A 13,232-nucleotide genomic window follows, 5' to 3' on the forward strand; every position below is an offset into this window, starting at 1 on the left:
TAAACATATAAATCCTCCTGTTTGTTCTTTAGTTAACATATTTTCAGGAGGATTTACACAGTTTTAGTTACAGAGCCGTAAGAATTAAGCACAAGTTTAAGTTTTGATTTTTTTCACTAACTCTCTTAAGGTCTCAATATTGTTATAAATATCATCTATCATATTGATAAGATTGTTTAGAAGTTCACTATCATTTTCAATGCTCATTCTTACAACTTGAACTGAGTCATTTGCAGATGCAATGGCAATATTTTGCTCTTCAATTGATTGATAAACTACTTCAGTAGCATTTTTTATCTCAATAATTAATTTATAAATTTCATCAAAGACATTATTAACACTTATTGTCTCATTTTTACCAACTTCTACACTGTCTAATGAGTGATTCATTTTATCATTTGCAGTAATTATATCTGTTCTGAGCTCATTTATTATTTTTTCTACTTCTTCAACAGACTTTTGTGTTCTTTCAGCAAGCTTTCTCACCTCATCAGCAACAACGGCAAACCCTCTACCATGATCACCCGCTCTTGCAGCTTCTATAGCAGCATTAAGGGCTAAAAGGTTTGTCTGGTCTGCAATCTCTTTGATTACATTTAAGATGTCTCCTATTTTATCTGAAGAGCTGGAAAGTTTATTTAATACATTACTAAGTTCTGTGATGTTTTCACTGATATTCTCTACATAATTTACTGCATTAGTAACATTTTGCTTACCCATTTCTGATTGTTGAGTAAGGTTGTTAATACTTTCGATATTATAATCTATGTTATTTTTTACTTCTTGGGCTGTTGCATTCATTTCTTCCATAGCACTAGCTGTAGCTACAATAGCATCCTTTTGATTTTGGAATGATTCTCTGAATTTCTCTGTATAATTTTTAAGATTGTTGTTTAACTCATTTAGATTTTCAGAGCTTGTTTTTATTTTATCAATCATCAATCTTAAGTTTTCGATAAATGTGTTAAAAGATGTGGCTACTTCATTTACTACATCTTTACCTTTGACCTCAAATTTTTTAGTTAAATCGCCTTCACCCTGGGATAACTCTTTAAAATTATTGCTAAGGATTCTTAATCTTCTAACTAAACCATTTGATATTAAGTAGCTTAAAATTAATGATAATACGAATAATACAAAGGAGATAATAATGGTTTGATAAATTGATTTTTTGAAAATACCATTTATTAAGGTTCTTTTTGAATTTATAGCTTTAGAAATATCATCTACATAAACACCAGTACCTATTATCCAGCCCCATGGCTCAAAATATTTTATGTAAGAAATTTTTGGTTGCGGATCTTTTTCTCCAGGTTTAGGCCATTTGTATTTAACAAAACCATCACCTTTTTTGAGAGCTTTATCAACCATTTCAACAAATAAGTTTTTCCCGTTTTCTGCCACATTATACTTTTTATTATCTAAAATTTTGCCGTTTAGGTTTTCTACAATTGGGTGCATTATCATTTTAGGATAAGGTCTATCATCTGAGTTTACCCAAAAATAACCTTTACCATCAGCATATCTCATCTTTTTTATATAATCTAAAACTTGCTGTTTTATACTATCTTCAACATCATCGATATAAACACCTGTTCCAATAATCCATCCCCAAGGTTTGAATAACTTCACATAGGAGAGTTTTGGCTGTGGTTTGTCTTTACCTGGCTTTGGCCAAACATAAGAGACAAAACCTTCTCCATTTTGATTGCACACTTTTACCATTCTAACAAATAGGTTTTCACCATTGTCAGAAACATTATATTTCTCGTTGTCTAAAATTTTGCCATTTAGACTTTTAGCGATTGGGTGCATTATCATTTTAGGATAAGGTAATTCGTTGCTGTTTATCCAGATATAACCTACACCATCATCGTATCTCATGTATTCTAAGGCTTGTTTAGCATAGTTTTTTGCGGTTGTTTCATCTATTAACCCTTGTTTGTATTTATTATACTCTTCCTCTACAACTTTATAAGCTACATCAACGATATTCCTTAATCTTTTTCCGAAGTTTTCTTTTATATATTCATAATTTTTTGAATCGTTGTATCTTTCTTCGATCATTTTATAGACAATATTTACATAATTTTTAAGATTGGTTTTAACTTTATTAAGACTTTCATTTTCATAGTCAGTTACAATCTCTTTAGTTAATTTATGGTTAGTTATTGTATTTAGGAAGACTACAGCAGTCATATTGATAAAAATAATTATAGCTATTATAAGAAATATCTTGGTTCTGAATTTCATAACAGCTCCCTTGTGTATATTATTTTGTATATTTTTTTAATAATATAACATAGTTTAATAATTAGCTCAAGTTTTTTTGCTTGTGATGATATTTTTTTAAGATACACAATAAACTAATATTCTTGTTGACAGTTTATTTGTTTTTAATTTGTTCAGTATACAATATCCATTATTTATAGAACAGTATATTAAAATATATGAATATATGTTATGTATTTTTATAAAAATTTTTGCTTGTTAAAGCTATTTAATTTAGCTATAAAAAATATAATAAATACATTTAAGGTTTTATCATTGGTTAAAGAATTATTAAACTTTTTGCCAGAATATAACCCTGAGCCAGTTTTATTAATTAATAGTGAAGCTAAGATATTGTATAAAAACAAGTCTGCTGATAATATATTAAAAATAAAAATATTTCACCTTTGATAGTTGAATATATAAAAAATAAGAGAGATAAGTTTGATTTTGAGCTGTCTCTTCCAGATAGCAGAGTGTACAAATTTTTGGCTTATTTTATTAGGGAGCATAATGTATATTTAGTTTATGGTTTTGAGATAACTGAGCTTAAAGAGAAAGAAAATCATCTTAATTTTCTTGCAAATTACGATGTGCTAACAGGATTACCAAATAGAAATAAGCTGTATAATGACATGATAGAATTAATTGATTATAAATCTGTTATAATACTTATTGATATCAAATCGATGAGGCAGATAAACAGTATTTATGGATATGACACTGGTAATAAATATTTAGTTAAATTTGCAGATTTTTTAAAAGAAACTTTTAAAGAGTATAGAGTTTATAGATTATATGGAAATATTTTTGTCTTATATGATTCTTTGGGGTTAACATGTGCTATTGACGAAGATTTATATCTCAGTAGAATTTATAATATCTTATTAGATAAGACTATAAAGTTAAATGGATTTAATTTGCCTATAAATATTAGATTGGGTTTATCTAAATGTGAAGATTTGGAGGAAAAAAATAAGGATTATCCAGAGCTACAATTAAAACTGGCAGAAACTGCCCTTTTAGAAGCTAAAAAATTAAATAGAGATTATCTATCCTATAGTAAAATTAATAATATTGTAGAGCTTTATAAAAATAACTGGGAATGGTTAAACAGGATAACTGCACTTATAAAAAATGAGATAGATGGGTGTTTAGTCCCATATTTTCAACCCATCGTAAATAATTTTACAGGTGCTGTGGAAAAATATGAAGCACTTATGAGAATAAAAATTGGGAAAAAGATTTATACCCCAAATTTTTTTATGTCAGTAGCAAATGAATCTGGTTATATCAAAGATTTAACAAAGATTTTGATAGATGAAGTATTTAAAAGAATGAAAGGTAATCATAAAAAAGTTTCAATTAATTTAACACCACTGGATGTGGAAAATGGGATACTAAATTATTTGATTAATAAGTGTAAAGAATACAATATTGAAAGTGGTAGAGTCACTATTGAGCTTCTTGAAAATGAAAGTTTTTATGAGTTGGAAGATGAAGTTATTAAATTTAAGGAAAATGGATTTTTAATATCTATAGATGATTTTGGAGTAGGATATTCCAATTTTAGTAAACTGATTTCCATGCCTATAGATTATATAAAGATAGACGGTTCTTTAATTAGTAATATAGAATCAGATAGCTCTACTTATGATATTGTTAGACATATCGTTGAAATTTCTAAAACGTTAAAGTGCCACCCAATAGCTGAGTTTGTTTCAAATCTAACTATCTATGAAATTATAAAAAAATTGGGAGTAGAATTTTCTCAAGGGTATTATTTTTCTCCCCCCGTCCCCGACCTAAAAGTGTAAATTATTTATTTTCTGCTATAATGGTTTTATTTTTCCCAGTTTTTTTGGCTACATAAAGTGCTTTGTCAGCTTCATTTAGTGCATCTTTTATATTTTTAAATTTTTTTAAAGATGATACACCTAAGCTAACAGTAACTTTGAAGTCTAAATCACCAATATGAAAATTGTGATTTGCAATACTTTTTCTAATTCTTTCTGCTACATTGAATGATTCATTTATACCAAGTTTAGGCAGAATTACTAAAAACTCTTCTCCACCATACCTTCCCACATAGTCATCCTTTCTTAATGATTTAGATATAATATTGCTTATTTCTTTTAAAACTTCATCACCTACTAAGTGCCCATATGTATCATTAATTTTTTTAAAATTATCTATATCTATAATAATAATACCAATTTCATCATTTGGATTGTTAGAAAGTGATTCTAATTCAGACATAATACTTTGCCTATTTAATACTCCAGTTAAAAAATCGTGAATTGCATCATTATAAAGTCTAGCGTATGCTTCTTTTAATTTATTTTCTAACTTAATTATCCTTTCCGCACTAAAAAGCCTAATCTTTAACTCCTTGAAACTAAAAGGTTTTACAATATAATCATCTGCACCATGGTGTAGTGCTTCAAGAGTATCTTCTTTTTCAGATTTACCTGTAACAATTATAATATAAACATAGTTATCTAAATTTAACTCTCGAGTTTTTTTACACAATTCTATTCCTGTAAGACCTGGCATTAGCCAGTCTATTAATGCTATCGATATATTATCATTTTTGATTTTCTCTAGGGCATCTATGCCATTAGAAGCCTCAATGATGTCGTAGTTTAGTTTTTCTAAAAAAAATCTCATATTTTCTCTCATATCCTTATCATCATCTGCAATAAGAACTTTGTACATGTTTCACCCTTTTTTAAATATATTTTAAACTGTTACAAATTAATCTGCTAATAGGATCGTAGTGAGGCAATAAAAGATGCCTAATCAATCTAATACAATTAATTATCAACATATTAGAATATGGTGGCAACATCCTCTAATTTATGGCTCCTTCCAACAGCTTGCTTTTTGCCAATACATCTAAAAACTCTATGAGGCTGTTGCACAATGGATCATTTTTTATATCGCTATAGTTTTGTGATTGCTTCGGCAACTTCCTTTGCCTCGCAATGACCAAAAACACTGTCTTTGCGAGCGTCAGCGAAGCAATCTGAGGTGCTTAAATAATTATTATTGTGCAACACCCTTTATATAATAAATATTATTGTAGTTTAATCTACTAAATTTCTTATCACAATATTTTTTGATTGTCTAACATTTTAGTTTATTTGAATATTCCAATACATTAATTCTAACTAATTGGTAGTATTTAAGAAAATAAAAATTCATACTAAAATTGTATAAAATATGCTTAGTAAAATATTTTGTGTATCAATAGCTTATCTTTTTGGCACAGAACTTGCTTAAAAAGGCGGCATGAAAAAGTATTATATTTTTATTTTTTTATTTACATTTGTTTTCGGTTTGTGTGCTTATCAAGATGATTATGTAGTTAATAAAAATGTATTGTGTTCTAAATGCCATAATCAATCAGAAATATCGCGTTTTTGTTTAGTTAATAAATCTTGTGGTATTTGTCACAGTGGTACAAAAAAGAAAAGTGCATTTTTAAGTAATGAGTATTTTATAAATTTTGTAAAAGAGAAGAGAAATCCTCATAACTCAAATTACTTATGCAGTGTATGCCATAATAGTTTAAATATTAAAAAAGCTGAAAATGAACTTAAATTATGTCTTTCATGCCATGATGTTAGTTATGTTAATCTCTATGGTCATAGCTTTGGTTTTATTTACAAAGAAAAAAAAGATGTAAAAATACCTAATGATTTTCACTTAAAAGAGGGGAAAGTTGTTTGTTCTACATGTCATGAGTTTAAGTGTAAAAATAATTTTAACAATTATAAATTATTAAGAAAAGGGTATAGCAGGTTAGAGGATTACTGTTTTAATTGTCATAAAAAAGAATACTTCAAAAAATTTAATCCACATATTCAGATAGATACAAATAGCAAGTTAATAACAAGCACATGTACTATATGTCATCTAAAGATACCTGATATACAAACAGCTAAAACGAAAGATGATGTGAAGCTTAAGAGTGAAAATATAAATGAAATATGTAATGGTTGCCATCAAGTTAGTGGTTTCCATCCAACAGGGATTAATCACTTAATAAAACCTAATAATGTAATTATTGCTAGAATAAAGGAATTTCTATCTAAAGAAAACATATATGTACCTTTTGGCAAAGATTATCAAATTTTATGTGTAACTTGTCATTTGCCTCACCAATATGAATTAATTCCAGAACAGGCTGCAGGTAAATTTGAAAGAAGAACAAGATTTAATAAAGGTAAGGACTTATGCATTATGTGTCATAATAAAATTTAAATTGAGGAGGTTTGTGGGATGCGAAGTATTTTTATTATTTTTGTTTTTTTAATAACGACCATTTGTTATGCAGTGGATGATGAAAATTGTTTGCTGTGTCATAAGTACCGTACTTTATCCAGAATTGATAAGGATGGAAGAACAAGACTTTTTTATGTTAACGATTCATTGTTTCATTCATCAGTTCACGGAAAAATTAAATGTAAGGAGTGTCATAATCAAATTACAAAAATTCCTCATGAGGAAAATACTAATGTTAACTGTCTGAATGAGTGCCATATTATTGAGCCAACGAGTGAAAAAAGATTTTCACATGAGAAGGTAAAAAAAGCTATAATGAATAGTATTCATAATCCAAGTAACCCTTATGTTAATAATCATGACGAAAAAGATTTTCCAGAATGTGTTGATTGTCATAATAACCCATTATTTAGACCCATACAGATCTTTAAAGATATAACAGAAGAGGGGCAAAGCGAAAAAGCGTTAGCGAGATGTAAACTATGTCATAAAGATGATTTTGCAAAATATTTTTACAATCATGTTAGCCATAGACTACATACAAGTAAAAACAGTGAAGAAATAGTTAGGATGTGTGAAAGATGCCATGGCAAGGATGAAATGGCTAAAAAACATAAACTTAAAAATGCCGTTGCAACCTATAAAGATACTTTTCATGGTAAAGCTGTAATTTTTGGTTTTGAATATGCTCCAACTTGTATAGATTGTCATGTGTCTCCAAATGAATCTGCCCATTCTATAAGAAGTTATAAAGATCCAAATAGTTCTATTGCAGATAAAAACAGATGGAAAACATGTGCGCAGAAAACTTGTCACCCAAATGCAACACCAGGGATGGGTGAAGTAAGAATGCATGTTGTTATAGATAAAAACTTGTATAAACCTGAGTACTATACAGCGCTTGGTTTTACCTGTTTAACTTTAGGTGCCTATTTACCTTTAGCATTGATGATAGTTTTAGAATTATTTAGAGATATTTTTCCAAACTTTAGCCTTAGAAGAAGGAAAGGAGGTCGTAAATGATAAAGAAATACCCTTTGATTAAAATAATAAATGGGAAAAAATATTATTTAAAATTATTGCCAGCCCAAAGAATTCAACATTTTATTTTAATGATAACATTTATACTTTTAATTTTAACGGGATTTCCTCTGAAGTTTTATTATTATCCTTGGGCAAAAACAATAATTAAAGCTTTTGGAGGCTTAGAAGTTACAACAGTAATACATAGAATATGTGGAAGTACAATGGTGGCTTTATTTTTCTATCATTGGTACTATCTTTTTAAAAACTTATATATCTATTATATAAAGCCTAGCATAAAAACTCATACTTTTTCTATTAAAGGGATGTTAAAGTTTATTTATTTTTCACCTATGTTTCCACGCCTAAAAGATATTAAAGATTTTATAGATTTTCTTAAGTATGTTTTTTTTATTTCAGACGAAAAGCCTAAACATGAAAGATTTCATTGGAGAGAAAAGTTTGATTATTGGGCAGTATTTTGGGGTATTCCAGTTTTAGGTTTAACAGGTTTAATGTTATGGTTTGAAGCTGATGCAACTAAATATGTACCTGGATGGGTATTGAATATTAGCTTTATTGCTCATTCTGATGAAGCACTTCTTGCAGCAGCAGTTATATTAGTCTGGCATATGTATAATGCACATGTAAATTATGATAAGTTTCCAATGTCTCCGTTGTTTTTAACTGGTTATTTGCCTGAAGAGATAATGAAACATGAGTATTATTTAGAGTGGCAAAGAATTAATAAGTTGGTCGAAAATAATCCTGAGTTAGTTTTGGATATGGATACTTATAAACTTGTGAAGGAAAAGGAGTTAGAAGAGCAATATAAAAATTATATGAATTATATGGAAAGTACTGAATATTCGAATGTGGATAAGGAGGTTTAGATGAGGCATCAGCTAACCTTTTTAAAAAAAATATATGCCATTATAGGAATTATCTTTATTATTTATTGTTCATACCTTGTAGTAAAGCTTACAATGCATATATGGCATAAAGTGGATCATGGTAAGGAGCATAAAAGCAAGCAGGAAGAACTATTTAAAGAAATGTTAACTGAAGAAAAAAAAGTAACTTATGATCTTGGGTATAAGGTAATTAAAGAAGAAGAATTAGAGAGACATTTTCATCATGTTGGTGATAGTGTGATTCATGATGAAATTAATTTATGTATTAAGTGCCATGGAGATATCCCTCACGATAAAAATAAAGCAGTAAGAGCTTTTTTAAATATGCATAGTGATTTTTTGGCTTGTGAGACTTGTCATATAAGAATTAATAAAGAAAAAAAGTTTGTTTGGTATGATAAAATAAATGGAGAAGTAAAAGAAAGTATAGAGATTTCAAAGTATTTGAGTAATTCCAAAATGAAGTTAATTCCTATGGTTCTTGAGAGAGGGGTATTCATAAGACCTGATTCTTCTGAATTGAGAAAATTTGTTGAGGAGTTTAGAAAAGTAGTAAATAAATTACCACCTGCTAAAAAAAGCCAAGGTTTAAAACTTATTCATAAATACACAGATAATAATCCAGTTAGATGTGATGAATGCCATGCCCTAACTATTGATTTGAGTTATCTGCCTTTGTTAGAAATTGGTTATAAAAGGGAGAGAGTATTACAGATATTAAGTAATGAAGTTGTTGGAATGGTAAATAAATATAAAGAATTTTATATTCCAAAGTTTTTAGAGCCACAAAAGTAAGTTAGCGGAGAAAAAATGAAAAATTTTTATTATATTTTATTATTGTTGATTATAGTTTCAAGAATATATGCTTATGAGTTAATTAATGTTGATGAAATTTATAGTTATCAATTTGCAGCTGGAGAGGTTCCAGCTGCAGCTGTTTTTATCAAAGATAGTTTATTTGTTTTAGAAGCGAAAAAGGGGGAAATATTCAAAATTAATATTAAAAAAGGGGATGTTAATAGAAAATTTAAATTAGAGGATTCAGTAGGAGCTGTTGGTATAACTTATTTTGATAATAAGTTTTTTGTACCAATACCAAATAAAAATAAGATTTGCGTTTATAATAAAAATTTTAAAAAAATGTATGAAATTAAAGTTAAGGATCCTACAGATATCGAATTTTATAAAAATACATACATTGTTGTTAGTAATGATGGACATAAAATCCTTAGATTTAATTATAAAACTTTAGACTTTATTGATGAAGTAGGCGTTATGGGGTTTTATGAGAGAGAATTTAGATATCCTTTTGATTTATTAATTGATAAAAATGGAGATATTTATGTTTCTGAGGTTATAAACACAAGAGTTCAAGTATTAAATAATAAATTTAAATTTGTTAAATATATAGGGAAGTGGGGTGTCAGTAGTGGAAGTTTTTATAGACCAAAAGGGATAGCTTTTTACAAAAACTATTTGTTAGTAGCTGATGGATTTTTAGGTGTCATTCAGTTATTTGATAAAAAGACAGGAGATCTAAAATATTTATTAGGTAAAAAAGGGCAATTAATTAAGTTCAAATCTCCTGTGAGAATAAGAACCTATAAAGATTATTTAAGTGTTATTGATTATTTTACCAAAAAACTTTACGTTTTTAGGTTTTAAAAATGAACAAGAGAAAGATTTTTATTTTAATCTTGTTTTTAAATTTAATTCTATTTAGTTTAAAAGTTTATTCTGCACCTACAGGACAGGAACCAGCTAAAGAATGCGCTCTTTGTCATTATAGCTGGATGGATGAATTTATGTTTCAACATAAAGGAACTGATATAGTTAAATTTCCTGAAAAAAGAGTAGTAGCTGAAGAGATAATGTGTTTTTCCTGTCACGATGGGACAGTTGTAGATAGTAGAATTCGAGTTTGGGCTGAGGATAAACATAAAGTTGGAGTCAAACCGTCAAAAAATGTTATAGTTCCAAAAGAGTTACCACTTAAAGAGGGAAAGATTGTTTGTGCTACATGTCATAGTGCTCATGGTACAGGTGAACCTGAGAAAGAAGGTATCTCAAGAAGTATATTTTTAAGAATGCGAAATGAAAATTCTGAGTTATGCAAATCATGCCATACAAATAAATTTGGTAAAAATAACCATCCTGATGCGAAGGTAGATTATTTGATAAATGAAGAATTTTTTAGAGCAGGAGGTGTATTAGGTAGAGAAAATAATGTGATATGTGAAAGTTGTCACACTCCTCACGGACCTAAAGAAAAAAAGCTGTTGCTGGGTAAATATGATATTTCTGAATTGTGTTCCTATTGCCATACCGATAAATTAGAAAAAGGGAAGTATTATAAAAAAGGGGTGTTAACTCATCCAGTAAATATCATTTTTAAAGATAAAGTAAAAAAAATGGAAGTTGAACGAAATGGGGGGATTTTTGTTGAAGATAAAATTGTCTGCCTTACATGTCACAATACCCATAAAGGTGTAAATAAATCTTTGTTGATTATAGATAATAAAAATGATGAGTTATGTTTTAAATGTCATAATGAAAAAAAAGCGATTTATTTTACCAAACATAATATAAAAAAATTAAAAAGTTTTATGAATAAATTTAAAAAATCACCTTATGAACATGGTGTTTGTTCTGCATGCCATGATCCTCATGGATGGGCATTGGATTTACCCAAAACGGATGATGATTTGTTGAGTAGAGCTTGTTTTTCATGTCATTTAGACAAAAGAATTGTGAAAGATAAAGTAATTAATAAAAATAAATACAATCATCCTGTATTTATTGAAAGTAAATATAAAACAGATTTACCATTATTTGAAAAAGAGAATAAATATTTTAGCGAAATATTAAATGACAATAATAATCGTAATAACATAACCTGTGCTACATGTCATAATTCACATATAAAAAGTAAAAACTTTTTAAGAAAAGAAGTCAAAGATGGTAAGTTATGTCTAAGTTGTCATAATAAGAAAAAAGCAATTGTTGGTTCTGCTCATGATAAAGATAAATTAAATTGCGTTTCTTGTCACAAGATACACAACTCTGATAATAAAAATCTTTTAATTAACTCATTAGAGAATGTTTGTTATGATTGTCATAGTAAAGGAAAAATAGCAAAGGAAAAATTGGTAGGTGAACATTCTCATCCTGTAAATATAAGCCCTTCAAACAAAATAACAACTAGTAATGGTAAGTTTATAGAAGGGAAAATAATGTGTGTTAGTTGTCATGATCCCCATAATCCTGGCAAATTAGGTAACTTTTTAATAAACAACCCAAAAAATACTGATATTTTATGTTTGAATTGTCATAAAGATAAAGATAACATTTTGATTACAAAACATGCAAAAATTAAAAAAAATAATGAGTTATTTGTTTGTAATGAATGCCATATTCCTCATAATGCTAAAAGCAAAAAATATCTATTCAAAGAGATAATTAAAACAGAGAATGATTATTGTTTAATATGTCATAATAAAGATGGTGTAGCACATGAGAAAGTGGTAAAATTAATGCATCCTATTGGAAAAGTGAATCATTCTGAAAAATATAACTTAAAGGAATTGAGTTGTATCTCATGCCATGATGCACATAATAAAAATAGTGGTTATAAAGAAAATTATTTTCTTAAAGCTTATGATAGCAATATTTGTTTTAATTGTCATAAAGATAAAACTACCTTTACAAATTCTAAACACAATGTGAGTAAAAAGAGTGGTAATATATTTAAAAAGTTTAATGATAACAGTTGTGAATTTTGCCATGATATACATTTTCAAAAAAATGATTATTTAAAAACTAGTGACAATAACGATAGATGTGTAGAGTGCCATAAATTAAGATCTATTGTTGGAGATAAGGTCATATACAATAGCCATTCATTTGTGTTAGCTCAAAATATAAATTACAATAAATATAAGCTTCTTGATGGGAAAATAGTGTGCTCTACGTGTCACGATCCTCATTTAGATAATAATTTTATGCTTTCAAAGAATATAGGTTCTACAGATGAGCTTTGTACAGGTTGTCATAAAAATAAAAAAGATGTTAATTTTTCTGAACATAATTTAAAAAATATATTACATATAAAATTGGATTCGGTGTGCAAAGAGTGTCATAAACCTCACAATTATCCAAAAAGCAATAATTTATTATGGCCATATAATAAATATAATGAGGGAAATTTCATAGAAGACTTATGTTTATACTGTCATAACAGTAAGGGGTTGGCAAATAAAAAAACTGTAAATTATTATGGCCATCCAAAAATAGTAATTACTTACAATGAATTGATAGCTAAAGGAATAAAATTGTTTGATAATCAAGGGAATAAAAATATTAAGGGGTTTATTACTTGTTCAACTTGTCATGATGCTCATGTTTGGAGTGAAAAGGATAACTTTAAAAAAATATATAGTAATGTAGAGGGGAATTCGTTGAATAGTTTTTTAATGTATTCCGAAGTGATTAAATTGTGTAATACGTGCCATGGAGAAGAAGGTTTGACAAGATATAAGTATTACCATACTGAAAAATATAGAAAAAAAAGTCAAAGAAAACTCTTGAAACCTAAAAATATATTAGATATTCTGATAGGTAATTAGATTTGATTTTATTTGATTTGGTATGGAATTTGCGACCCTGTAACATTATTTGTGTAAATCCTCATTTTGTTATCTACAATATTAACCATTTGTAAACCTGTCAATCCTT

General features: G+C 28.0%; 10 protein-coding genes. 8 read left to right on the forward strand and 2 right to left on the reverse strand.

From position 1 onward, the window contains the following. Positions 1 to 96: 96 nt before the first annotated feature. Positions 97 to 2,253, reverse strand: a complete 2,157-nt coding sequence (locus OWM07_RS10990; RefSeq protein ID WP_423303793.1) for a methyl-accepting chemotaxis protein — start codon at positions 2,251 to 2,253, stop codon at positions 97 to 99. Between the two features lie 210 nt (positions 2,254 to 2,463). Here OWM07_RS10990 and OWM07_RS10995 point away from each other — a divergent pair, with 210 nt between their 5' ends. Continuing rightward, complete coding sequence (locus OWM07_RS10995; RefSeq protein ID WP_423303794.1) at positions 2,464 to 2,682, forward strand: hypothetical protein; 219 nt, start codon at positions 2,464 to 2,466, stop codon at positions 2,680 to 2,682. Then, positions 2,679 to 4,088, forward strand: a complete 1,410-nt coding sequence (locus OWM07_RS11000) for an EAL domain-containing protein (RefSeq protein ID WP_423303795.1) — start codon at positions 2,679 to 2,681, stop codon at positions 4,086 to 4,088. Before OWM07_RS10995 ends, OWM07_RS11000 begins: the two co-directional genes overlap by 4 nt. 1 nt (position 4,089) lies before the next feature. On the opposite strand, the gene OWM07_RS11005 is transcribed toward OWM07_RS11000, so the two are convergent. After that, complete coding sequence (locus OWM07_RS11005; protein WP_423303796.1) at positions 4,090 to 4,989, reverse strand: diguanylate cyclase; 900 nt, start codon at positions 4,987 to 4,989, stop codon at positions 4,090 to 4,092. A 576-nt stretch (positions 4,990 to 5,565) separates the two neighbouring features. Between OWM07_RS11005 and OWM07_RS11010 the strand changes: the two genes are divergently transcribed. The 6 genes from OWM07_RS11010 to OWM07_RS11035 are packed head-to-tail and all read left to right on the forward strand — an operon-like array spanning position 5,566 to position 13,123. Beyond that, positions 5,566 to 6,540, forward strand: a complete 975-nt coding sequence (locus OWM07_RS11010) for a hypothetical protein (protein ID WP_423303797.1) — start codon at positions 5,566 to 5,568, stop codon at positions 6,538 to 6,540. Positions 6,541 to 6,558: 18 nt separating this feature from the next. Further along, positions 6,559 to 7,584, forward strand: coding sequence for a cytochrome C (locus tag OWM07_RS11015; protein ID WP_423303798.1), 1,026 nt, complete (start codon positions 6,559 to 6,561; stop codon positions 7,582 to 7,584). Then, positions 7,581 to 8,477 (forward strand): formate dehydrogenase subunit gamma, encoded by an 897-nt coding sequence (locus OWM07_RS11020; protein WP_423303799.1) that lies wholly within the window; start codon positions 7,581 to 7,583, stop codon positions 8,475 to 8,477. Before OWM07_RS11015 ends, OWM07_RS11020 begins: the two co-directional genes overlap by 4 nt. Next, positions 8,478 to 9,293, forward strand: coding sequence for a cytochrome c3 family protein (locus OWM07_RS11025; protein WP_423303800.1), 816 nt, complete (start codon positions 8,478 to 8,480; stop codon positions 9,291 to 9,293). Positions 9,294 to 9,308: 15 nt separating this feature from the next. Continuing rightward, complete coding sequence (locus OWM07_RS11030; RefSeq protein ID WP_423303801.1) at positions 9,309 to 10,163, forward strand: NHL repeat-containing protein; 855 nt, start codon at positions 9,309 to 9,311, stop codon at positions 10,161 to 10,163. A gap of 2 nt (positions 10,164 to 10,165) precedes the next feature. After that, positions 10,166 to 13,123, forward strand: coding sequence for a cytochrome c3 family protein (locus OWM07_RS11035; protein ID WP_423303802.1), 2,958 nt, complete (start codon positions 10,166 to 10,168; stop codon positions 13,121 to 13,123). The last annotated feature ends 109 nt before the right edge of the window (positions 13,124 to 13,232 follow it).

Origin of the sequence: Deferribacter thermophilus (assembly GCF_049472675.1) — a bacterium.
GTDB classification, from domain to species: Bacteria; Chrysiogenota; Deferribacteres; order Deferribacterales; family Deferribacteraceae; genus Deferribacter; species Deferribacter thermophilus.